Consider the following 25,299-nt stretch of genomic DNA (forward strand, 5'->3'; position numbering starts at 1 on the left):
AAGATCGACAAAAGCCCCGGATCAGAACCCCGGCGCGATCTGCCCCTTGTAGCGGGTCAGGATGAACTCGCGCACTTCAGGCGTGTTCAGCGCCTTGGCCAGTTTCTGGATTCCCGGGTCCTGCAGGTTGTCCGGCCGCGCCACCAGGTACTCGACATACAGGTCCTTGCCCTTCTCGACGATCAGCGCACTGCCGGTATCGATCCCCGCCTCCAGGGCGTAGTTGGCGAAGACAAAGGCCAGGTCCACCTGGTTCACCGCGCGGGCCAGCAGCGCGCCTTCCAGTTCACGGATCTTCAGTTTCTTCGGGTTCTCGGCGATATCGCGCTGGGTCGCCAGGGTGTTGGCCGGATCCTTCAGCCTGAGCAGCCCCGCTTCGTGCAACAGCACTAGCGCACGGCCGGCGTTCACCGGGTCATTGGGGATGGCGACGCTGGCACCGTCGGGCAGGTCCTTGAGGTCCTTGATCTTCGTCGAGTAGGCCCCGAACGGTTCGATGTGCACCCCCACCACCGGCACCAGGTCGGTATGCCGGGTCTTGTTGAAGTCATCGAGGAACGGCCGGTACTGGTAGTAGTTGGCGTCGAGGTTCTTTTCCGCCAGTTGCAGATTGGGCTGGATGAAGTCGGTGAACACCTTGATGTCCAGGTCGACGCCCTCCTTGGCCAGCACCGGTTTGACGAACTCGAGGATCTCGGCGTGGGGCACCGGCGTGGCGCCGACGGTGAGTTTTTCGTTGGCCTGGGCCGAAAGGCCGAACAAGGCGACGGCCAGGACCGCCAGGGACTGCTTGAACATGATGGAACTCCTAGGGGTATGCACGAGGCCGTCACAGGGCGAGCGTAGGGCCGGATGGGGAAAGGTTTTCAACGTCGGGTGAAGTGCCGCACCAGGCGATCGCCACTCACCTGCAAGACCTGCACGAGCAGGATCAGCAGGAGCACGGTGACCACCATCACATCGGTCTGGAAACGCTGGTAACCGAAGCGGATCGCCAGGTCACCGAGACCGCCGCCACCGATCACCCCGGCCATCGCGGTGTAGTCGACGAGGACGATGGCGGTCACCGTGACCGCGGCGATCAGCCCGGTGCGCGACTCCGGCAACAGGGTGTAGCGGATGATCTGCCAGATGCTGCCGCCCATGGCCTGGCTGGCCTCCACCAGGCCGCGATCGACCTCGCGCAGGGCGGTTTCCACCAGCCGCGCGAAGAAAGGCGTGCAGCCCGCCACCAGCGGCGGAATGGTCCCGCGCACGCCCAGCGAGGTGCCGGTGAGCAGCGTGGTGAGCGGGATCAGCACGATCAGCAGAATGATGAACGGCAGCGAACGCAGGACATTGACCAGCAGCGACATCACCCGGTACAGCACGGGCCTGGCGAGCAACTGGCGCTGCCCGGTGAGGTACAGCAGTACACCCAGCGGCAGCCCGAGCAGCACGGTGAAGCCCAGGGCGGCGGCGAGCATGCTCAGGGTTTCCAGGCTGGCTTGGGCGATTTCGCCCCAGTTGAGGTTGACCAGCCATTGATTCATTGCCCGCCACCTCGACGCAGGGCCGCCACCGGATGCGGCGCGCGCAGGCGGTCGCCCTGGCCGAACAGCTTGTGGCGCAGGGTGCCTTCGGCGTACGCGCGCTTGAACAGGCCGCGGGCCTGCAGTTCCGGCACCAGCAGATCGACCACGGCGACGAAGGTTTCCGGGGCGACCACGCTGGCCAGGTTGAAGCCATCGACCCCGGTCTCCTCGACCCATTCCTGCAACTGGTCGGCCACGGTCTGCGCCGAGCCCACCAGCACCGGGCCGTCGCCGCCGATGGCGCAGTAGTCGGCGATCTCGGCGGTGGTCCAGGTGCGCGTCGGGTCGGCGCGGGTGAAGGCCTCCACCGCCGACTGGATGGCCTCGCTGGGCACCTCGCGCAGCACCTGGTCGGGCGCGTAGCGGGAGAAATCGATGCCGGTCCAGCCCGACATCAGGGTCAGCGCGCCCGTCGCGCTGGCGTACTCGCGGTACTCGCGCAGACGGGCCAGGGCCGCTGCGTCGGTCTCGGCGACGATCACCGTGAGCTGTTCGAGGATGACGATATCCTCCGCCGCGCGCCCGGCCGCCACCGCGGCGGCGCGGAACTCGGCGACCTGTTTCTTCAGCACCGCCTTGCTCGGCGCGGCGACGAACACGCACTCGGCATTGGCCGCGGCGAACGCCCTGCCGCGGCTCGACGCGCCGGCCTGGTAGAGCACCGGGGTCCGTTGCGGCGACGGCTCGCTGAGGTGAAAACCGGGGACCTTGAAGTACTCGCCTTCGTGCGCGATGCCATGCACCTTCGCCGGATCGGCATACACCCCGCTGGCGCCATCGGCGCGCACCGCGTCCTCGTCCCAGCTGCTTTCCCAGAGCTTGTAGCAGACCTGCAGGTATTCCTCGGCCAGGGCATAGCGCTGGTCGTGGGACAACTGCTCGCGCTGCCCGAGGTTGCGCGCCCCGCTGCTCAGGTACGAGGTGACGATGTTCCAGCCGGCCCGTCCCTGGGTCAGATGATCGAGGGTGGACATGCGCCGGGCGAAGGGAAACGGATGCTCGAAGGACACCGACGCGGTCACGCCGAAACCCAGGTGCTCGGTGGCCGCGGCCATCGCCGGGACCAGTTGCAGCGGGTCGTTCACCGGCACCTGCGCGGCAGTGCTCAGCGCCGCGTCGGCGGAGCCGCCATAGACGTCATAGACCCCGAGCACATCGGCGATGAACAGGCCGTCGATGCACCCGCGTTCGAGGGTCCTGGCCAGCTCGACCCAGTAATGGATATCGGTGTAGCGCCGCGACTGGTCGCGGGGATGCCGCCAGAGGCCGGGCGACAGGTGCCCGACGGTGTTCATGGCGAAGGCATTGAGGCGGATCTGCTTGGACATGGCCGGCCCTCAGTTCCAGTCGTGACGCGTCGGCTTGATGCCGTTCAGCGCCCAGTTGCCGACCAGGTGGTACTTCCAGCGCACCGGGTCGTGCAGGGTGTGCACCCGGGCGTTGCGCCAGTGCCGGTCGAAGTTGTGCCGGGCCAGGGAGGAACGGGTGCCGCCCAGCTCGAACAGACGGTTGCTGGCTTCCAGGGCGGCCTCGGTGGTCAGCACCTTGGCCTTGGCCACGGCGACCGACGCGGCGGCGACATTGTCTTCGTCCGGCGCCGGCTTCGCCGCGTCGAGGACCAGGCCGGCACGCTCCAGCAGGGCTTCGGCGGCTTCCTGGCGGATCTCCAGCGAGCCGATCTGGATGATGGTCAGCGGATCGTCGCCGGCCTTGTCGACCTTGGCATCGACCCACGGCCGGGCATGCTCGCGGACGAAGGCGATGGTGTCGTCCAGCGCCGCGCGGCCGATGCCGGCGTCGATGGCCGCGGTGGTCAGCTGGGCGAACGGGCCGGCCAGGGTCGGGACTTCGTAGGAGCGGTAGCTGGGGAATACGTTGAAGGCCGGCACGCGCAGGCCGTCGGCGAGCACCGTGCCGCTGGAGGTGGTGCGCTGGCCGATGCTGTCCCAGTCATCGACCACCACCAGGCCCGGCGTGCCGCGTTCGACGAAGGCCAGTTGCGCACGGTCCTCTTCGTCGAGGGCCAGCACACCGATCCAGTGGGCGTAGAGCGAACCGGTGCAGTAGCCCTTGCGCCCGTCGATGCGGTAGCCCTCGCCTTCGCCGACCAGGCGGGTCTGGATGTCCTGCACGGTCTTGCCGCCGGTTTCCGACAGGGCATTGGCGAAGCGATGACCCTTGAGCACCAGGTCGAAGAAGAAGCGCTTCTGCGCGTCGGTTCCCTGCAGGCGAATGTCTTCCAGCAGGCAGTAATGGTTCTGCGGAATCTGGCCGAGGGACGGGTCGGCGGCGGAGACGATGGCGATCACCCTGGCCAGGGTGGCATAGGACACTTCGGCGCCGCCGAACCCGCGGGGCACGGTGATGCCCCACAGACCGCTGTTGGAAAAGGCATCGACCACATCGGCCGGGACCCGGCGCTGGCGGTCGCGCTCGGCGGCACCCTCGCGCAGCAGCGCGGCGACCTGGTGGGCGACGGCGATGGCTTCGGCGTCGTCGCGGATGAGATGGGCGTCCGGCTGGCGGATATCGTAGTGGGCGGAGATGGACATGGGTGGATCCTTGGAATACGTGGACAAGGGTCCTATCGCATTTCTCATGCCAAGGATGAAAATCGTTGTTTTTCAGTTAGTTATGAATTCAAGGCAACAGTTTGGCGGGGTGGATGGACAGCAGAATGTTGGGTGGGTGTTGCTGGGTGGACAGTTGGGAGGGAAATGTTCTTCAGAGCCTACGCCTATCCCCGTAGGAGCGTGGCTTGCCCGCGAACGGCGGCGAAGCCGTCGCAAGTCCCGAGCCCCGTGATTATCTGACGCGCCCGGGACTCAGGGTTTACGACGGCTTCGCCGCCGTTCGCGGGCAAGCCACGCTCCTACGAGTAATTGGGGCCTGCGTAACACCACCGTCCCGAAGACGCCCAGGATCAAGGACTGGCAAACACCCTCACCAGTCGTAGGTCATCTGCAGCGAAGCCACCCGCTCCTGCCCGTAGTAGCAGCCGAACGCGTAGTTGCAGTCCGAGACATACTCCCGATCGAACAGGTTCTGCACGTTCAGGCTCGCCTGCAAACCGCGCAGGCCTGGATCCAGCTGGCCCAGGTCATAGCGCAGGGTGGCGTCGTACACGGTGTAGGCCGGCACATCGAACGAATTCGCCGAATCCCCCGGCTTGCGCCCGGTATGGCGCGCCCCGCCCCCCAGGGTCACACCGCCGACAAAGTGATAGTCCAGCCACAGGCTCGCCGACACCGGCGCCTGGGCTTCGCTGCGGTTGCCTTGGTCGCCATAGGTGCTGCTGGTGTAGAACGAGTCGACATAACCCGCCGCCGCCAGTATGTCGATGCGCTCGAGACTGGTCTTGAGCTCCAGTTCCACCCCGCGCGAACGCACTTCCCCGCTCTGGACCTGGTACTCCGGGTACTCGGTGTCGCCGGTCAGCACGTTCTTCTGCTTGACCTGGTACACCGACGCGGTGATCAGGGTCTTCTCCAGCGGCTGGTACTTCAGCCCCACCTCGTACTGCTCGCCTTCGGTGGGGTCGAAGGCCTTGCCACCACGCTGCGGCGCCGCGGTGCCGACGGTGGGCAGGAACGACTGCGAATAGCTGACGTAGGGCGCCAGGCCGAACCCGGTGACGTAGGTCAGGCCCACCCGCCCGGTGAACTTGTTGTCGCGCTGGGACGCGATGGAATGCGCGAGCAGGTCCTTGTTGTCGATTTCCGCCCAGTCCTGACGCCCGCCGACGGTGAGAATCCACTGGTCCAGGCGAATCTGGTCCTGGAAGTAGGCGCCGACCTGACGCACGGTGTTGTCCCACTGGGTGCCCAGTACCGGCACGGTGCCGGAGGTATCGCCGTTGTTCCTGCCGTAGAGGTCCACCGGCGTCGCATCGTAGGCATTCAGCCCGTCGTAGCGACGCGTGAAGTGGCGATAGTCGACACCCGCCAGGGCGGTGTGCTGCAGGGCGCCGGTGGCGAAGGTGTATTGCAGGTTGTTGTCGACGCTCCAGGCGATATTGTGCTGGCGCCAGTCGACCTTGGTGCGGTTGGCCCGGGTGTAGTCGGTCACCCCGGCGTCGTTGACGAAACTGCGCAGGTAGAAACCCCGATAACGGTCGCGGATATCGATGTAGCGGGCGGTGGAGCGCAGGGTCAGGTCGTCGTTGACGGCATGGCTCAGGTCGTAGCCGATGATCAGCTGGTCACGCTTGTAGTCGTTGTAGCGCGAGTCGCCGGAGAAGAAATCGCGGTCGATGCGCTGGCCGTTCGGCCCGCGGTCGAGGGAGCCGATGCGCGGCAGCGACTGGTAGTCGGCGGCACCATCGTCACGCTGCAGCTGCGCCAGCAGGGTCAGCGACGTGGCCTCGCTGGGCGTCCAGCTCAGGCTCGGCGCCAGCAGCAGGCGTTCGGCGTGGGTGTGATCGACCTGGTCGTTGCCCTTGCTGGCCACACCGATCAGGCGATAGGCGAACTCGCCCTGCTCGTCCAGCGGCCCGCTGCTGTCCAGTGCGCCGTTGACCCGGTGGTAGCTGCCGGCGCCCAGCTTGACCTGGTTGCGTGCCTCGCGGGTCGGACGCTTGGACACCAGGTTGACCAGGCCACCCGGCTGGTTCTGGCCGAACAGCACCGACGACGGGCCCTTGAGCACTTCGATGCGCTCCAGGGTGTAGGGATCGATCTGCGGCGCACCGCCCAGACTGCCCGCGTAAGGCACGTAGGCCCCGTCGAAATACAGCGGGGTCGGGGCGAAGCCGCGGCTGGTGATCTCGTCGGCGATGGCGTTGCGGTCGGTGAAGCCGCCGACGTTCAGCCCGGGGGTATAGCGCAGTGCCTGGGTCAGGTTGCGCGCGCCCTGGGTCTCGACCTGCTGGGCAGTGACCACGTTGATGCTCTGCGGGATTTCCAGGATCGGCGTATCGGTCTTGGTCGCGGTGGCGCTGCGACTGGCGACGTAACCGTCCACCGGGCCCCAGGCCGATTCGACGGCGGCGCCGGTGACGCTGGTGCTGTCCAGTTGCACGGCGCCCTCCTCGGCCAGCGGCAGCAGCGAGTAACTGCCGTTGGCCTGGCGCAGCGCCTGCACGCCGCTGCCGGCGAGCAACTGGCGCAGACCGCCGTCGACACTGTAGCGACCGTGCAGGCCCGGCGACTTCAGCCCGCGGACATGGGCCGGATCGAAGGACACGGTAATTCCGGCGCTGGCGGCGAAGCGCGTCAGGGCGCTGTCCAGCGGTCCGGTGGGAATCTCGAAGACGCTGTCGGCCTGGCTCTGCGCCATGGCCGGGGCGACGCCCGGCAACAGGCTGGCGGGACCGCTCAGGGCCGCGCCGAGCAGCGCGCAGCGGACCGCCTGGCGCAAGGCGGACGGGTTGCAGATCTGGGGGGTGCGATCGATGGAACGGGACATGCGGTTTCCTTTCGCCCTGTGGCAGTGATGAATGGCGTCTCTGTGGCGCCTCTACCTACAAGTCGAAGCAGTCCGGCAATCGATAACCCCCGCGCGAATTTTTTTCAGACCGCCTCGACCCGCACCCAGAATCGGCTGAAGCGGCGGATGCGCACGGGCAAGGTGGCGCTCAGGTTGTCCAGCACGATATCGCTGTCCGCCAGTTGGAAGGCCCCGGAAATGCGCAGCCCGGCGACACGCTCGGCGCAGCCCAGGTGACCGGGTCGATAGCGTTGCAGCTCGGCGATGAAATCCCCCAGGCGCCAGTCGCTGACCACCAGCATGCCGTGGCTCCAGGCATCGGCCTGGGGCGCGAGCGGCCGCAGCGGCCCGAGCTGACCGGCACTGAACGCCAGTTGCTGACCAGCGTCGACCCGCAGCATCTGTTGCGAGCTGGCACAGTGCACCTGCACCGCGTGTTCGAGCACGCCGACCCGGGTCAGCCCGCCTTCGCGGCGGACCAGGAAACGCGTGCCGAGGGCCCGCAGGCTGCCCTCGGCGGTATGCACGACGAAGGGGCGATCCCGCGCATCCGCCGCGGTTTCCACGAGGATCTCGCCGTCCAGCAGGTCGATCCGGCGCAGTTGCGTGCTGTAGCGGATATCCACGGCGCTGGCGGTGTTGAGCTGCACCTGGCTGCCGTCCTCCAGGGCCAGGGCGCGGCGCTCGCCGGTGGCGGTGCGCTGGTCGGCCAGCAGGTTGGGCAGCGCACCGCCGCGCCAGGCCAGGCCGCCCGCGCCACCGGCGGCGAGCAGCAGCGAGAGGACCTTGAGCACTTCACGACGTTTGGCCCGGGCGCCGGCCAGGGTGCTGCGCGCCAATTGCGGGGCGACCCCGCCGAAGGTGCCCTGCAGGCGGTCGAGGCGCGCCCAGGCCTGGCGATGGCGCGGGTCGCTGTCGAGCCACTGCCGGTGCGCGGCCTGGGTCGCCGCGTCCGGCTGACAGCGCAGTTCGACGTACCAGTGCGCCGCGCGTTCGAGGATCTCCCGGCTCAGCGTCACGCCTCAGTCCTCGACCAGCAGCAGGCAGTGGGTCAGCGCGCGCACCGCGTGTTTCTTCACCGTGGTCACCGAGACCTCCAGGCGCCGGGCGATCTCCACGTAGCTCAGGCCATCGAGCTGGGCCATCAGGAAGATCTCGCGGGTACGGCCACCGAGCCCGTCGAGCAGGCGGTCGATTTCCGCCAGGGTCTCGAGGATCGACAGGCGGGTTTCCGGCGAGATGTCCAGCGCCTCCGGGCGCGCCGCCAGGGCTTCCAGATAGGCCTGTTCGAGGGCGCGGCGGCGGAACGCATCGATCATCAGGCTGCGCGCCACGCTGCTCAGGTAGGCCCGCGGCTCGCGCAGTTCGGCGGCCTTGCGCAGAGCAATGACGCGGATGAAGGTGTCCTGGGCCAGGTCCGCCGCGTGCTCGACGCAGCCAAGGCGGTTGCGCAGCCAGCCGCACAGCCAGGAATGATGATCCTCGTACAGCGAATGCACGGCCTTTTGCAGGGAGAGGTCAGCGGAGGACATGGGGATTCCGGCGAAACAAGTGGTAATGAATCTCATTTAACAGGAGTAACCCGGCGAATGGCAAGGACCTGACGCGATTGGGCCCTTTCGCCGCATTGGTATCTACACAAACCCCGTAGGAGCTGGCTTGTCGTGTGACGAACCACTGCGAAAGGACCGCGCAGCGGTCCCCGATGACATCGCAATCGGGACCGCCTTGCGGTCCTTTCGCAGGCAAGCCAGCTCCTACGGGGTCCATCGCAGACAAGCCGATGTCCGGAAGAGCGACATCAGCCACACACGCCCCCCAGTTTTTTTAATGTCTGGGAGCACATATTTACTAATTTCGCCCCCGCCGCACTGCGCTCAAGATCGGCCCCCTACAAGAAAAGGCGTCGCCCCTGCCGACGCCAAACGAAGTACGCCGAGCGTACTCATCCTTGCCTTGGAGTCCGTCATGACCAACGCAGCGTCATCCGCACCGCTCATCGAAAAACACACGATCGGCTACGTGCCACCCGAAGATCGCCATGGAAAGGTCAGGGATCTGTTCACCCTCTGGTTCGGCGGCAATATCGCGCCGCTGCCCATCGTCACCGGCGCCCTCGGTGTCCAGCTGTTCCACCTGAACCTGGTCTGGGGCATCGTCGCGATCCTCGTCGGCCACCTGGTCGGCGGCGTGCTGATGGCTCTGCATTCGGCCCAGGGCCCGCAGATGGGCATCCCGCAGATGATCCAGAGCCGCGCCCAGTTCGGCTCCCTCGGCGCGCTGCTGGTGGTGGTCATCGCCGGACTGATGTACATCGGCTTCTTCGCCTCCAACATCGTCCTCGCCGGCAAGTCGCTGCACGGCGTGGCGGACAGCGTGCCGGTACCGGTGGGCATCGTCGTCGGCGCCCTCGGCTCGGGGATCATCGGCATCATCGGCTACCGCTTCATCCATGTGCTCAACCGCATCGGCACCTGGGTGCTGGGCATCGGCATCGTGGTCGGCTTCGCCTACATCCTCACCCATATCCAGAGCGACGACTTCCTCACCCGCGGCGGCTTCAACCTGTCCGGCTGGCTGGCCACGGTGTCCCTCGCCGCGCTGTGGCAGATCGCCTTCGCGCCCTACGTCTCCGACTACTCGCGCTACCTGCCGGCCGACGTGCCGGTGGCCGCGACCTTCTGGACCACCTACCTGGGCTCGGCGCTGGGCTCCAGCCTGTCGTTCGTCTTCGGCGCCGTGGCGGTGCTGGCGATCCCGGCCGGGATGGACAGCATGGATGCGGTCAAGCTCGCCACCGGCGCCATCGGCCCGCTGATGCTGGTGCTGTTCCTGCTCAGCGTGATCAGCCACAACGCCCTCAACCTGTATGGCGCGGTGCTGTCGCTGATCACCCTGGTGCAGACCTTCGCCCATCGCTGGATCCCCACCGCGAAAAGCCGCGCCGTGCTGTCGCTGCTGGTCCTGCTCGGCTGCTGCGTGGTGGCGGTGTTCGCCTCGGCGGACTTCATCGGCCACTTCGTCGACATGGTCCTGGTGCTGCTGGTGGTCCTGGTGCCGTGGACCGCGATCAACCTCATCGACTTCTACGTGATCCACAAGGGCGACTACGACATCGCCTCGATCTTCAAGGTCGATGGCGGCGTCTATGGCCGCTACAACCCGCAGGCGCTGCTGGCCTACGCCATCGGCATCGCGGTGCAGATCCCGTTCATGAACACCCCGCTGTACGTCGGCCCGGTGTCGGCGCATATCGACGGCGCCGACCTGTCGTGGCTGGTCGGCCTGCTGGTGACCTCGCCGCTGTACTGGTGGCTGGCGACCCGTGACAGCGCCTACCGCCGTCGCCAGGTCAGCGCGAAGCTGGCCACCGCTCACTGAGGGTCTGCGCCAGGGCCTTGAATCGGCTGGAGTTTCGCCAGGCGGCGGCACCTACCTGATATTTCTGTCAGTTGTGCCGCCGCCGTCGTTGGTTCTTCAATCTGCTCAGCCGCCCGGCCGCGAGCGGATACGGAGAGCCCTCATGACCATCGAAACCCGCACCGACACCCTCGACCCGCTGCTGATCCCCGGCCTGATCGTCCCGGTGTACACCCCGGGCGCCGACGGCGGGGTCAACTACCACATGATCCACGTCAATGTCCTCGGCCTGCCGGTCTTCGTCCAGGCCTACCTGAACATGCGCGAGGGCGACTGGGTCAAGGTGTTCTGGGGCGACCCCGGCACCCCGGTGGCCTCCGGCATGGTCCACGCGGAAGACGTCGACCAGGATTTCGGCCTGTTCATCCGCGCCGAGTTCATCCCCGAAGGCATCAGCGCCGTGCACTGTGTGGTCACCCGCGCCGGCAGCGGCAACGAGGACGCCTCCCAGCCGCTGAACGTCCTGGTGCGCACCGAGGCCCCCGGCGGCACCGACCCCGAACCCGACCTGCCCGGCCACCAGCGCCTTCCTCCCCCCGACCCCGAACTGCCGGCCAGCGGCATCATCGACGAAGAGGCGGCGAAGAACGGGGTCAAGGTGACCATCGGCGCCTACCCGAACATGCGCGAGTTCGACGTCATCACCTTCAGCTGGGGCGGCGAGCTGCTCCAGCACAGCGTCACCCAGACCGAGGTGGACGCCGGCTCGCTGGACATCCTGGTCACCGAGCAGACCATCCTCGCCGCCGGCGACAGCGATGAACTGGTGCTGGTCTACCGGGTCCACGACGAAGTGCACAACCCGTCCAGCGAGTGGTCGCCGCGCACCCTGGTGATGGTCGAGGTCGGTACCGGCCTGTTCGCCGCGCCACTGATCAAGAACCCCGACCTGGAAGCCGACCCCTTCGATGTGATCGACCTCGAAGTGCTCGGCGACGCGGACCTCGAGGTGGAGGTCTATGCCGCGAAGGGCGGCGACCTGCTGATCGGCGACGTGGTGGCCCTGACCTGGATCGGCACCACCGCCCAGGGCGAGGCCATACCGGTCAGCCCGCCCGAGCTGACGGTGCTGCGCCTGCCCATCAGCCTGGAGTTCTACATTGCCAATGCCAGCCTGCTGCCCCTGGGCCGTGGGCGGGGCGTGGCCTCCTACCGGGTGACCCGCGAGGAAATGCCCGCCGGCGTGTCCAAGCGCAGCTTCGTCACCTTCCTCGGCGAGGAGCAGCGCCTGCCCAAACCAACGGTGAGCGAGGCAGTCGACGGCGTGCTCGACCCGACCCTGGTCGAGGCCACCGCGGTCGTCCCCGGCGATGCCCTCGAAGCCGGCGATACCCTGATCCTGACCTGGCTCGGCACCCGCGCCAACGGCACGCCGCTGCACCGGGCGATCTCGCGCTCGATCAGCGGCGGCAACGCCGGCCGGCCGCAGAGCATTCCCATCGCGGGCGCCGAGCTGATCGCCCCGCTCGATGGCGGCAGCGTCAGCCTCTACTACAGCGTGGAAAAACGCTCGGGCCTGATCCTCGAATCCGACCGCGAGGAACTGAGCGTCGGCCAGGCCCGCGGCGAGCTGCCGCCACCCTTCACCCGCCCTGCCCCGGTGGACGGCGTGCTCGACCCCGACAGCCTGCCGACGCAGTTGCAGATCGTCGTGCCGCCCTGGCCGGGCATGCACGACGAGCAGATCCTGCATGTGCGCTGGCAAGCCAGCAGCGGACCGCACTACGACGACTTCATGCCCATCAGCCCGGCGCTGGTCGGTGAGGAAGTGGTGTTCTACCTCCCCCGTGAACATGTCGAGGCGAACCTGGGCGCGGACATCGAGATCAGCTATCGCGTGGAAGACACACAGGGACCAGATCAGTTCTCCGCCGTCGCCACCCTGCGCATCGGCGCCCGACCCACGCCCCTGCCCCTGCCGCGGATCCTCGAAGCCGAGGGCGACCAGCTGAATCCGGGCGACGTGACGCAAGGTGCCAGCGCCTACATCGACGCCAGCGCCCGACTCGAAGACGGCGACCTGATCACCCTGCACATCGTCAGCCCCGCCGAAGACGGCAGCCTCGACATTCCCTTCGAGGTCGAGGACGGGGATGGCGGCGAAGCGGCGACCATCACCGTGCCCTACACCACCATCGTCGCCAGCATCGGTACCCGCATCAGCGTGCACTACAGCATCAGCCGCGCCGCGGGGGGACCGGTGGAGCAGTCCGGGACGGTCAGCTACACGGTGCACAGCGAGCTCGGCCACGGCCCGCTGCGCATCATGGGTGCACGGTTCTACGCCGGCGCCTGGCTGCACGGGCGCGTGCCGCGGATGCTCAGTGCCCTGCATGCGCAAACCCTGGCACCGCTGCTCGCCGAATGGCGCTACGAGGGCGACTCGCAGTGGGCCACCGGCACCACCTGGATCGACCACAAGCCCTGGCTCAAGCTCCATGTGCGCAGCACCAGCCAGACCTGGGAGTGCCGACCCGTCAACGTGTTCGGCAACGGCTACGCCAATGCGACACCGGCCGCTTTCGTCGTGATGCGCGACGAAGTCATGGGCGCTGACGGCCCCGAAGTCGACATGATCGCCTGGGGCAACGGACCCAACGGCGGGCACCTGAGGCCCGAGGTGGCCAACCTCACCGACGTGCAGGAGGTCGCCGCGACGGCATACGCCTTCGCGGCGCGCCTGCGCAGCGGCAATGTCGCCTGTTGGGGCAGTGTCGACAGTGGCTCGCAGTCGCCGATCATCGAAGGCGACTACATCCAGGTCAGAGGCAACCTGCAGGCCTTCGCCGGGCTGCGGCGCAACGGCGAGCTGTTCGCCTGGGGCCATGAAGACGACCCCTGTGTCCCGGTACCGCCGCCGGTCATGCAATACCACGACTACGTCGACCTGTACGGCACGGCCGTGGCCTTTGCCGCGCGGCGCGCCAGCGGCCATGTAGTCGCCTGGGGCGACCCGGGTTTTGGCGGACGTCTGAAACCGGGGCAGGACCAGTACGCCGATATCGTCGATGTGGCCAGCACCGTCGGCGCCTTCGCCGCGTTGCGCGACAGCGGCACCGGGCGCTGCGTGATTGCCTGGGGAGACAGCGTCAACGGCGGCGATGTCCCCGATGTCATCACCCACCTCGATAACGTCAGGCGCCTGTTCGCCACCGCCGCGGCCTTCTGCATCCTGCTCGACAGCGGCGCCGTGAAGGCCTGGCCCCATACCGTCGCCAGCGGCGACATTCCCCAACCGATCACGGTGCTGAGCAATATCGTCGAGGTCAGCGCGACCTGGAATGCCTTCTGTGCGCGGCTGAGCAACGGCCGGGTGGTCGCCTGGGGCGAGGACGACTGGGGCGCCGACCTGAGCCCGGAAGCCGGCGATGCCTCGAACGTCATCCAGGTAAGCGCCACCTCCGCGGCCTTCGCCGCGCTGTGCCGCGACGGCACGGTCATCGCCTGGGGCAACCCGATCCGCGGCGGCGATACCTCGGCAGTGGCCGACAAACTGGTCGACGTGCGCGCGATCTATGGCAACGCCCAGGCCTTCACCGCACTGACCGGCACTGGCGAGGTGGTGACCTGGGGCGAGCGCTTCAACGGCGGCGACAGCAGCCTGGTACAGTCAGAGCTCGCCGGCAAGGTCACCACCGGCCGCCTGCTGCCAGCCGACGAGGCACGCGCAGTGGCCGAGCCGAACCTGCGGCCTGAAAGCAACGGATGACCTCATCTTGAAACCGGCGGGTGGGCTCACCCGCCGGCGCTTCAAAAACTGTCGCATCCCGCCACGAAAATCCACCTATCTCCGACTTTCTTGTAGGCAATTTCCCAAGCATACTCCCCGCCCCCGCCTGGTGGTTGCGTTCCGTGGAAACGCTGCCAAATCAACGACCGGATTAGCAGTCCGCAAGACATAACGACCTTCTCAGGTACGCCTTATGGCGGCCGTGTGTGTGGGCACCGAGACGACACAACCGAGTCGCCCAGGCCGAAACCACGATCAGCGTACCGGTCCTCTAAACCCGACGCTGAACCTGTAGGAGCTGGCTTGCCTGCGATCGGCGGCGCAGCCGTCGTAAATCCTGAATCCACAGTGAACCTGACACACCGTGGATACCGGTTTTACGACGGCTGCGCCGCCGATCGCAGGCAAGCCAGCTCCTACAACAACCATTGCCAGGCACACCAATGCCTACGACAGCCATTGGCAAACAGGCATTCGTACAAATCGCCTCAAGGCATCTCCTTGAATCCCCAACCCTTTCCCCGTCACGCCCGCCCTACCTGTCATTTCTGCCAGTTGTGCGCCCCATCGCTCTGGCTCTTCAATCTGCTCAGCCCCCTTCGGCTTCCACAGGATTGGAGAACCCTCATGAGCACCGATGAAAACGCTCCCCTGAACCTCGACCCCATCCTCATCCCCGGCCTGATCGTCCCGGTACAGACCGACGGTGCCGACGGCGGGGTCAATTACCACCTGCTGCACGTCACCGAAGGCGGCCTGCTGGTGGAGGTCCAGGCGTACCTGAACATGCAGGCGAACGACTGGATCGAGGTGTTCTGGGGCGACAAGTCCTCGCCCGTAGCCGGCGGCCTGGTCCTGCCGGAAGATGTCGGCAACAGGTTCGGCCTGTTCATTCTCCCCGACCGCATCGCCGAAGGCATCAGCGACGTCTGGGCCCGGGTCACCCGCTCTGGCGGCGGCAACGGTGGCGAGTCCCCGCCGCTGCCGGTGCTGGTGCGCAGCGTATTCCCCGGCGGCACCGATCCCGACCCCGACCTGCCCGGCCACCAGAACCTGCCCGCCCCCGAGCCGGAACTGCCACCCGGCGGCATCATCGACGAAGAAGCGGCGAAGAACGGCGTCAAGGTCACCATCAGCAGCTACCCCAACATGCGCGTCTTCGACCGCATCACCTTCAGCTGGGGCGGCGAGTTTCTGCAGCATGACGTGACCCAGGCCGAAGTGGACGCCGGCTCCCTGGAGATCCTGGTCACCGAGGACACCATCCTCGCCGCCGGCGACAGCGATACCCTGGCCCTGGTCTACCGGGTCCGCGACGAGGTCCACAACATTTCCAGCGACTGGTCGTTGCGCACGATCATCGAAGTGGAAGTCGGCCAGGGCCTGTTCAATGCACCGATCATCGAGAACCCCGACCCGGCCGCCGATCCCTACGACGTTATCGACCTCGAATTGCTCGGCGACGCCGACCTGCTGGTGGAAGTCCATGCCGCGCAGGAAGGCGACCTGCTGATCGGCGATGTGGTCAAGCTGGCCTGGACCGGTACCACCGCCCAGGGCGAGACGATCACCGTCGACCTGCCGGAACAGACGGTCCTGCGCCTGCCGAGCAACCTGAAGTTCTACATCCCCAACGCCGACGTGATTCGCCTGGGCCGCGGACGCTGTGTCGCCTCCTATGCCGTGACCCGCGACGACAGCCCCGCCGGCGTCTCGAAACGCACCTTCGCCACCTTCCTCGGCGAAGAACAGCGCCTGCCCAAGCCCACGGTCAGCGATGCCGTCGACGGCGTGCTCGATCCAACCCTGAGCGCAACCACCGTCACCGTCCCCGGCGACGCCCTGGAAGCCGGCGACAGCGTACTGCTCACCTGGTTCGGCATCCGCGCCAACGGCACGCCGCTGGTGGAAAGCATCCGCCGCTCGATCAGCGGCAGCGGCGCCGGCAAGCCGCTGAGCATCCCCATCGACGGCGCCACACTCATCGCCCCGCTCGATGGCGGCACCCTCAGCGTCTACTACAGCGTCGAGAAGCAGTCCGGGCTGCTTCTCGAATCCGACCGCGAACAGCTGCGCGTCGGCGAAGCCCGTGCCGAACTGCCGGCGCCCTTCACCCGGCCACCGGCACAGGACGGCGCACTCGATCCCGCGGACCTGCCCGAAGAACTGGAAATCGTCATCGCGCCCTGGCCGGACATGGCTGCCGGCCAGACCGTGTATATGGTCTGGAGTGCCAGCAGCGGTCCGCACATCGATGACTTCATTCCGATCGGCCCCTCGATGGTGGGCCAGGAAGTGGTGTTCTACCTGGAGCGCGCCCAGGTCGAAGCGAACCTAGGCGCGGACATCGAACTGTCGTACCGGGTGGAAAGCCAGGGCGAACCGACCCGGATATCCGAGATCGCCAGGTTCCGCATCGGCGCCCGTCAGGGGGTCGGCGACGGGCCGCTGCGGATCATGGGCGCCCGATGGCTGGCCAGCAGTTCGTCGATCACGGGATCATCGCGCACGCTCACCGCCCTGCATGACGAAACCCTGGCGCCGATGGTCGCCGAATGGCGCTACGAGGGCGACGAGGAGTGGACCGCCAGTACCACCTGGCTCGACGCGAAACCCTGGCTGAAGCTCTATACCCGCAACAACACCGAGGCGTGGGAGTCCCGGCCTGCCAATATCATCGGTAATGGCACCTATTCCACATCCAACATCGCATACGCAGCCTTCGTCGCGATGCGTGACGAGGTCATGAGCGGTCCGACCCGGGTGGTCGACATGGTCGGCTGGGGTCTTCCCGAATATGGGGGCGCACTGGGCATCATGGCCAATCTCCGGAGCGTCGTGGAGATCACTTCCTCCACAACCGCCTTCGCCGCCCGCCAGACCGATGGCTCGGTCGGCTGCTGGGGTAGGCTGAACGACTTCAACACGCCAGGGACCGTTTCCGGCACGTTCGATCTGGTCAGGAGCAATGCCCATGCTTTCGTCGGCCGCAGACCCAACGGCGAACTGTTTGCCTGGGGCCACACCGGCTATGGAGTGCCCGTGCCCGGTCATGTCCTGCAGCACAAGGACTATATCGAACTGCGTGGCGCCACCTACGCCTTCGCCGGCCTTCGCGCCAGCGGCCATGTGGTGGCCTGGGGCAATCCGGACATGGGCGGACAGTTGCGTCAGGGTCAAGAGACCCTGGATGACATCGTCGAGATCGTCAGCAACCAGGGCGCCTTCGCCGCGATACGCGAGCATGCCGGCGGCAGAAGCGTGATTGCCTGGGGCGACCTCTCCCGCGGTGGCATGGTGCCCGACGACATCGCCAGGCTTACCAATGTCAGGTCGATTTGCGGCGGCGTATACAACGCGTTCTGCATCCTGCTGGACAGCGGAGAGGTGAGGGCCTGGCCTCTCACCGCCGAGGCCGGCCAGGTACCGGATGACATCGCGGCCCTGAGCAACGTGGTGGAGGTGACGGCCAACAACCATGCGTTCTGTGCGCGATTGAGCGACAACCGGGTGGTGGCATGGGGCAACCCGACCAACGGCGGCAAGCTCACCGATGAAGTCGCTGGCAAGTCCAATATCGTCCAGGTCAGCAGTGCCATGGTGTCGTTCGCCGCGCTGTGCAGCGACGGCAAGGTCGTCGCCTGGGGTGCCCCGGAAGCGGGTGGCAACACGGCTCCCGTTGTCGGGCAACTGGTCGACGTGCGAGCGGTCTATGGCAACGCCAATGCCTTCACCGCACTGACCCGGGATGGCCGGGTAGTGACCTGGGGCATCCCGGGCGGTGGCGGCAACAGCAGTGGCGTGCAACCGCAACTGGCCGGCAAGGTCACGGCGCGGCGCCTGCTGCCCGTCGACGAAGCGCGGGCCTTGTTCGGCGATACCTCATCGGATGCGCAATGAGCTGGCATTGAACCCCGTAGGAGCTGGCTTGCCTGCGATCGGCTGCGAAGCAGTCGTAAAATCGGTATCCACGGTGTGCCAGGCACACTGCGGATTCAGGATTTACGACGGCTTCGCCGCCGATCGCAGGCAAGCCAGCTCCTACAACAACCATTGGCAAACAGGCATTCGTACAAATCGCCTCAAGGCATCTCCTTGAATCCCCAACCCTTTCCCCGTCACACCCGCCCTACCTGTCATTTCTGCCAGTTGTGCGCCCCGCCTCACTGGTTCTTCAATCTGCTCAGCCCCCTCGGCCCCCACAGGATTGGAGAACCCTCATGACCACCGATGAAATCACTCCCCTGAACCTCGACCCCATCCTCATCCCCAGCCTGATCATCCCGGTACAGACCGAAGGCGCCGTCGGCGGGGTCAATTACGGCATGCTGACCTCCCACGAAAACGGCCTGCTGGTCCAGATCCCGGCCTACCTCAACATGCAGGAAGGCGACTCGATCGAGGTGTTCTGGGGCGATGAGACCTCTCCCGTCGCCTCCGAGCGGATCCTTGACGAGCACGTCGGCAATCCCTTCAGCCTGTTCATCCGCGCCAACCGCATTCCCGACGGGGTCGACGATGTCTGGTACGTGATCACCCGGGCCGGCAGCGGCAACAAGGAATCGTCCACGCCCATCGGTATCCTGGTGCGCACCGCCTTCCCCGGCGGCACCGATCCCGAGCCCGACCTGCCCGGTCACCAGCGGCTGCTGCCGCCGCAACCGGAGACCGACTTCATCGACGAGGAGGCGGCGAAAAACGGCGTCAAGGTCACGGTCCAGGCCTACCCCAACATGCGCCGGTTCGACCGCATCACCCTGAGCTGGGGCGGTGAACTCCTGCCGCATGAGGTGACCCAGGACGAAGTGGATGCCGGTTCGCTGGAGATCCTGGTCAGCGAAACCACCATCCTCGCCGCTGGCGACAGCGACGAACTGGTACTGGTCTACCGGGTCCGGGACGAGGTGCACAACACCTCCAGCGACTGGTCGTTGCGCACGATCATCCAGGTGGAAGTCGGTCAGGGCCTGTTCAACGCACCGATGATCGAGAACCCCGATCCGAATGCCGACCCCTACGATGTGATCGACCTCGACCTGCTCGGCGACGACGACCTGATCGTCAGCGTCTACGCCGAGCCCGAAGGCAAGTTGCAGATCGACGACGTGGTCAGGCTGACCTGGATCGGCACCACCGCCCAGGGCGAGACGATCACCGTCGAGCCGCCGGAAAAGACCGTGGCGCGGATTCCCATCAACCTGGAATTCCCCATCCCCAATGCCGATGTACGCGCCCTCGGCCGTGGCCGCGCCGTGGCCTCCCACCGCGTGACCCGTGACGGCAGCGACGCCGGGGCCTCGAAACGTACCTTCGCCACCTTCCTCGGCGAAGAACAGCGCCTGCCCAAGCCGACGGTGCCCGATGCGGTGAATGGCGTGCTCGATCCAACCCTCGCCGAAACCACGGTCATCGTCCCCGGTGATGCCCTGGAATCCGGCGACTATGTCCGGCTGGTCTGGCTCGGCACCCGCGCCAACGGCAGCCCGCTGCTGCACGAAGACGAACGCTCGGTCAGCGGCAACGGGGCCGGCAAGCCGATGACTTTCAGCATCCCCGCCACAGCGATCGCGCCTCTGGATGGCGGCACCCTCAGCGTCTACTACAGCGTGGAAAAAAGCCCGGACCTCAAGCTTGAGTCCGAGCGCGAACACCTGACCGTCGGCGAGGCCCGCGATCAGTTGCCGCCGCCCTTCACCCGCCCCGCCTCGGAGGATGGCGTGCTCGACCCCGAAGACCTGCCGGCGTACCTGCAAATCGTCATCCCGCCGTGGCCAGGAATGCACGACGAGCAGACCGTGCATGTCTTCTGGCGCGCCAGCATCGGCCTGGATTACTACGACTTCATTCCGATCAGTGCGCCGCTGGTTGGCCGGGAAGTGGTTTTCCACCTGGACCGGACGCATGTCGAGGCGAACCTGGGGGCAGATATCGAGCTCTCGTATCGGGTGGAAAGTCCGGGAGAAACGGACCAGGTGTCCGAGATCGCCGCGTTCGCCATCGGCGCCCGCCAGGGGGTCGGCGACGGGCCACTGCGGATCATGGGCGCCCGCCGGCTGACCAGCAGTTGGGCGGTCAAGGGATCATCGCGCATGCTCACCGCCCTGCATGACGAAACCCTGGCGCCGATGGTCGCCGAATGGCGCTACGAGGGCGACGAGGACTGGACCACCAGCACCACCTGGATCGACACGAAACCCTGGCTGAAGCTCTATACCCGCAACAACACCGAGGCCTGGGAGTCCCGGCCTGCCAATATCGTCGGCAATGGCACCTATTACACATACAACACCGCAAACGCAGCCTTCGTCGCGATGCGTGACGAGGTCATGAGCGGTCCGACTCGGGTGGTCGACATGGTCGGCTGGGGGCTTCCCCAATACGGGGGCACACTGGGCATCATGGCCAATCTCCAGAGCGTGGTGGAGATCAGTTCCTCCCTGAGCGCCTTCGCCGCCCGCCAGACCGATGGCTCGGTCGGCTGCTGGGGCACCCTGAGCGGCTTCAGAACGCCGGCGACCGTTTCCGGCACGTTCGACCTGGTCAGGAGCAACACCCATGCCTTCGTCGGCCGCAGACCCAACGGCGAACTGTTCTCCTGGGGCCATCGCAACTATGGCGTGCCCGTGCCCGATCATGTCCTGCAGCACAAGGACTATGTCGAGCTGTTTGGAACAGTAGGCGCCTTCGCCGGACTTCGGGCCAGCGGCCATGTCGTGGCCTGGGGCAATCCGGACATGGGCGGACAGTTGCGTCAGGGTCAGGAGACCCTGGATGACATCGTCGAGATCGCCAGCAACCAGAGCGCCTTCGCCGCGATACGCGAGCATGCCGGCGGCAGGAGCGTAATTGCCTGGGGCAGCACCTATTTCGGTGGCATGGTGCCCGACGACATCGCCAGACTCACCAACGTCAGGTCGATCTGCAGCGGCGTCCAGAATGCGTTCTGCATCCTGCTGGACAGTGGAGAGGTGAAGGCCTGGCCTTCCAATACCGAGGGCGGCCAGGTACCGAGTGACATCGCCGGCCTGAGCAACGTGGTGGAGGTGACGGGCAACTTTTATGCGTTCTGTGCGCGATTGAGCGATAACCGGGTGGTGGCATGGGGCAACTCGACCAAAGGCGGCAGGCTCACCAACGAAGTCAGCGGCAAGTCCAATATCGTCCAGGTCAGCAGTGGCACGGCAGCGTTCGCCGCGCTGTGCAGCGACGGCAAGGTCGTCGCCTGGGGGGCCAAGGAGGCAGGTGGCAGCACGGCTTCCGTCGCCGGACAACTGGTCGACGTGCGAGCGGTCTATGGCAACGCCAATGCCTTCACCGCGCTGACCCGGGATGGCCGGGTAGTGACCTGGGGCATCCCGGGCGGTGGCGGCAACAGCAGTGGCGTGCAACCGCAACTGGCCGGCAAGGTCACGGCGCGGCGCCTGCTGCCCGTCGACGAGGCCCGGGCGTTGTTCGGCGATACCTCATCGGATGCGCAATGAGCTGGCATTGAATCCCGTAGGAGCTGGCTTGCCTGCGATCGGCTGCGAAGCAGTCGTAAAATCGGTATCCACGGTGTGCCAGGCCCACTGCGGATTCAGGATTTACGACGGCTGCGCCGCCGATCGCAGGCAAGCCAGCTCCTACAACAACCATTGCCAGGCACACCAATGCCTACGACAGCCATTGGCAAACAGGCATTCATACAAATCGCCTCGCGGCATCTCCTTGAATCCCCAACCCTTTCCCCATCACACCCGCCCTACCTGTCATTTCTGCCAGTTGTGCGCCCCACCTCACTGGCTCTTCAATCTGCTCAGCCCCCTCGGCCCCGACAGGATTGGAGAACCGTCATGACCACCGATGAAAACGCTCCCCTGAACCTCGACCCCGTCCTTATCCCCGGCATGATCATCCCGGTACAGACCGACGGTGCCGTCGGCGGAGTCAATTACAACCTGCTGCATGTCAACGAAGGTGGCCTGCTGGTCCAGGTCCAGCCCTACCTGAACATGGAGAGCGGCGACTGGGTCGAGGTGTTCTGGGGTGACCCCAGCGAGCCCGTAGCCGGCGAACTGGTCTTGCCGGAACATGTCGGCGAAAAATTCGGCCTGTTCATCCCCCCCGATCGCATCGCCGAAGGTATCAGCGATGTCTGGGCCCGGGTCACCCGCTCCGGCGGCGGCAACGGCGGCGAATCCGTGCCCATCGGCATCCTCGTGCGCAGCGTGTTCCCCGGCGGCACCGATCCCGAACCCGACCTGCCCGGCCATCAGAACCTCCCTGCCCCGGAACCCGAGCTGCCTCCCGGCGGCATCATCGATGAAGAGGCCGCGAAGAACGGCGTCAAGGTCACCATCAGCAGCTACCCCAACATGCGCGTCTTCGACCGCATCACCTTCAGTTGGGGCGGCGAGTTTCTGCAGCATGACGTGACCCAGGCCGAGGTCGACGCCGGCTCCCTGGAAATCCTGGTCACCGAAGAAACCATCCTCGCCGCCGGCGACAGCAACGAACTGGCGCTGGTCTACCGCGTGCGCGACGAAGTACACAACGTCTCCAGCGACTGGTCGCTGCGCACCATCATCGAGGTGGAAGTCGGTCAGGGCCTGTTCAACGCACCGATGATCGAGAACCCCGACCCGGATGCCGACCCCTACGACGTCATCGACCTCGACCTGCTCGGCGACGACGACCTGCTGGTCAGCGTGCTGGTTGCCGAAGGTGGACAACTGATGGTCGGCGACGTGGCCGCGCTGAAGTGGGTCGGCACCACCGCGCAGGGCCAGCCGATCATCTTCGAGCCCGAACCGCAGAGCGTGCCGAGGATTCCGACGGCGGTGACCTTCCCGATTCCCAATGCCGACATCCGCCAACTGGGACGGGGTCGGGGGGTCGCCTCCTATTCGGTGACCCGCGACGACAGCGCGGCCGGTGTATCCAAGCGCAGGTTCGCCACCTTCCTCGGCGAGGAACAACGCCTGCCCAAGCCCACGGTCAGCGATGCCGTGAATGGCGTACTCGACCCGACCCTCGCCGAGACCACCGTCATCGTCCCAGGCGATGCGCTGGAAGCCGGCGACGTACTGTTCGTCACCTGGCTGGGCACCCGGGCCAATGGCTCGCCGCTGCTGGAAGAGTTCCGCCAGCAGATCAGCGGCGGCAATGCAGGCAAGCCGGTGATCATCCCCATTCCGGGCGCCACGCTTATCGCGCCGCTGAACGGCGGCACCCTCGTCGTCTACTACCGGCTCATCAAGTCCTCCGGCCTAGAACTCGACTCCGAACGCGAGCACCTGAGCGTCGGCGAAGCCCGCGCCGAACTGCCCGCCCCCACCACGCGCCCAGCGGCGGAAGACGGCCTGCTCGACCCCGAGGACCTGCCGGCGCAACTGCAGATCATCGTCCCGCCCTGGCCCGGCATGCAGGACGGGCAGACCCTGCGCCTGCTCTGGCGCGCCAGCAGTGGCCCGCAGCATGACGACTACATGCCCATCAGCGTGCCGATGGAAGGGTATGAGGTGGTGTTCCTGCTGGACCGCAGCCATGTCGAAGCCAACCTCGGCGCGGAGGTCGAGATCAGCTACCGGGTGGAAACTCCTGGCGAGGCGGACCAGGTGTCCGAGGTCGCCAGCCTGCGCGTCGACACCCGTACCGACGCTGGCAGCGGTCCACTGCGAATCATGGGCGCGCGCTACAGCATGGCGAAATGGCGTGGCACCTCCAGCCCCCAGATGCTCACCGCATTGCACGATGACACCCTGGAGCCGATGCGCGCCCAGTGGCGCTACGAAGACGAACAGGACTGGATCTCGGCGACCGAATGGAACGACCACAAACCCTGGCTCAAGCTCTACGTGCGCAACAACAGCCAAACCTGGGAATGCCGGCCAGCCAATATCATCGGCAGCGGGACCAATGCCTCCCATTGCGCAGCCATCGCCCTGCGCGATGAAGTCATGGGCGACGACGGGCCGGAAGTCGACATGGTGGCCTGGGGCAGTCCGGATGTGGGTGGCCAACTGAACGACAACCTGATCGCGGTCAAGCAGGTGGCGGAGGTGACCGCCGCCGGCTTTGCCTTCGCGGCGCGGCTGCGCGACGGCAATGTGCTGTGCTGGGGCAACCCGCGCTATGGCGGCAGCCCTGCCGTGATCAACGGTGACTTCGTCCAGGTCAGGAGCAACTTCTTCGCGTTCGTAGCGCGGAACAGGGATGGCGAGTTGTTCGCCTGGGGTGAGGACCCGTCGGTGCCGATTCCGCAGCGGGTTCTGCAGTACAAGGACTACGTCGACCTGTATGGCGCATCGAGAGCCTTGGCCGCGCGCCGCGCAAGTGGCCATATCGTGGCCTGGGGCGAGCCGACCCAGGGCGGACAACTGCAACCGGGACAGGAGCGCTACGACGATATCCTCGACGTCATGGGCAACAACGGCGGATTCGCCGCATTGCGCGGCAGCGGCAATACCCGCAGCGTGATTGCCTGGGGCGCCAGCGGTAACGTGCCCAGCGAGATCGCTGACCTGACCAACATTCGTACACTCGGCGCCGCTACCTCCGATGCCTTCTGCGTCCTGCTGGAAACAGGCGAGGTGAAGGCCTGGCCCAAGACTGCCATGGGAGGCCTGATTCCGGACGATATCGAGCAGGTGAAGAACGTGGTGGAGGTGACGTCCACCCTCTCGGCGTTCTGCGCTCGGCTGAGCAGTGGCCGGGTAGTCGCCTGGGGCGACCCGAATAATGGCGGGAACCTTACCGATGAAGTGCTTGGCAGATCGGACATCGTCCAGGTCATCGGCAACCACATGGCGTTCGCCGCACTGTGCCGCGACGGCAGCGTCGTCACCTGGGGCGCACGGTCAAGCGGCGGCGACAGCTCCCTCGTTGCTGGTCAACTGATCGATGTGCGCGCCATCTATTCCGCCCTCAACAGTTTTGCCGCAGTGACTGGGGACGGCCGGGTCGTGACCTGGGGCTTACAGAGCGGTGCCGGCAACAGCGACGAAGCCCAGCCCGAACTCACCGGCAAAGTCACCACCGGCCGCCTTCTTTCGACCCGCGAGGCCAGAGCCGTGGCCCGGAACCGGAGGCTGGACGGTTGAAGTGCCTGGAGCCGGCGGGTCGGTGTGTCGCCCCGTCGGCCCCACCCTGCTGCGAAATCTGTCGCAT

Annotated in this window: 12 protein-coding genes; 5 read left to right on the plus strand and 7 right to left on the minus strand. The window is 66.3% G+C overall.

The genetic code is table 11. From position 1 onward, the window contains the following. Positions 1-21: 21 nt before the first annotated feature. The 7 genes from CHB99_RS15335 to CHB99_RS15365 all read right to left on the minus strand — a co-directional run bounded on the left by CHB99_RS15335 (position 22) and on the right by CHB99_RS15365 (position 8,533). Positions 22-798 (minus strand): MetQ/NlpA family ABC transporter substrate-binding protein, encoded by a 777-nt coding sequence (locus tag CHB99_RS15335; RefSeq protein WP_042129107.1) that lies wholly within the window; start codon positions 796-798, stop codon positions 22-24. A gap of 68 nt (positions 799-866) precedes the next feature. After that, on the minus strand, positions 867-1,532 hold the full coding sequence (locus CHB99_RS15340; RefSeq protein WP_042129106.1) for a methionine ABC transporter permease: 666 nt from the start codon (positions 1,530-1,532) through the stop codon (positions 867-869). Beyond that, on the minus strand, positions 1,529-2,902 hold the full coding sequence (locus tag CHB99_RS15345) for an LLM class flavin-dependent oxidoreductase (RefSeq protein WP_042129104.1): 1,374 nt from the start codon (positions 2,900-2,902) through the stop codon (positions 1,529-1,531). Before CHB99_RS15345 ends, CHB99_RS15340 begins: the two co-directional genes overlap by 4 nt. Positions 2,903-2,911: 9 nt before the next feature. Next, positions 2,912-4,126, minus strand: a complete 1,215-nt coding sequence (locus CHB99_RS15350; RefSeq protein ID WP_042129103.1) for an SfnB family sulfur acquisition oxidoreductase — start codon at positions 4,124-4,126, stop codon at positions 2,912-2,914. Positions 4,127-4,517: 391 nt separating this feature from the next. After that, positions 4,518-6,980, minus strand: coding sequence for a TonB-dependent siderophore receptor (locus CHB99_RS15355; RefSeq protein WP_084702948.1), 2,463 nt, complete (start codon positions 6,978-6,980; stop codon positions 4,518-4,520). Positions 6,981-7,084: 104 nt separating this feature from the next. After that, positions 7,085-8,020 (minus strand): FecR domain-containing protein, encoded by a 936-nt coding sequence (locus CHB99_RS15360; RefSeq protein WP_042129101.1) that lies wholly within the window; start codon positions 8,018-8,020, stop codon positions 7,085-7,087. Positions 8,021-8,023: 3 nt separating this feature from the next. Continuing rightward, positions 8,024-8,533 carry a sigma-70 family RNA polymerase sigma factor gene (locus tag CHB99_RS15365; protein ID WP_042129100.1) on the minus strand — a complete coding sequence of 170 codons (510 nt, stop codon included), beginning with the start codon at positions 8,531-8,533 and terminating at the stop codon, positions 8,024-8,026. Positions 8,534-8,969: 436 nt separating this feature from the next. Between CHB99_RS15365 and CHB99_RS15370 the strand changes: the two genes are divergently transcribed. The 5 genes from CHB99_RS15370 to CHB99_RS15390 all read left to right on the plus strand — a co-directional run bounded on the left by CHB99_RS15370 (position 8,970) and on the right by CHB99_RS15390 (position 25,232). Next, the gene (locus tag CHB99_RS15370) at positions 8,970-10,382 is read left to right on the plus strand and encodes a purine-cytosine permease family protein (RefSeq protein ID WP_042129098.1); all 1,413 of its coding nucleotides are present in this window, start codon (positions 8,970-8,972) and stop codon (positions 10,380-10,382) included. A gap of 142 nt (positions 10,383-10,524) precedes the next feature. Continuing rightward, positions 10,525-14,130: an RCC1 domain-containing protein gene (locus CHB99_RS15375; protein WP_042129095.1), complete on the plus strand. Its 3,606-nt coding sequence runs from the start codon at positions 10,525-10,527 to the stop codon at positions 14,128-14,130. 648 nt (positions 14,131-14,778) lie between these two features. Continuing rightward, a complete protein-coding gene (locus CHB99_RS15380; RefSeq protein ID WP_042130190.1) occupies positions 14,779-18,051 on the plus strand; it encodes an RCC1 domain-containing protein in 3,273 nt (1,090 codons plus the stop codon). Between the two features lie 320 nt (positions 18,052-18,371). Further along, positions 18,372-21,632: an RCC1 domain-containing protein gene (locus CHB99_RS15385; protein ID WP_042130192.1), complete on the plus strand. Its 3,261-nt coding sequence runs from the start codon at positions 18,372-18,374 to the stop codon at positions 21,630-21,632. A gap of 351 nt (positions 21,633-21,983) precedes the next feature. Then, positions 21,984-25,232, plus strand: a complete 3,249-nt coding sequence (locus CHB99_RS15390) for an RCC1 domain-containing protein (protein ID WP_042130194.1) — start codon at positions 21,984-21,986, stop codon at positions 25,230-25,232. Positions 25,233-25,299 lie beyond the last annotated feature (67 nt).

Source organism: Pseudomonas japonica, from assembly GCF_900188455.1.
Lineage (GTDB): Bacteria > Pseudomonadota > Gammaproteobacteria > Pseudomonadales > Pseudomonadaceae > Aquipseudomonas > Aquipseudomonas japonica.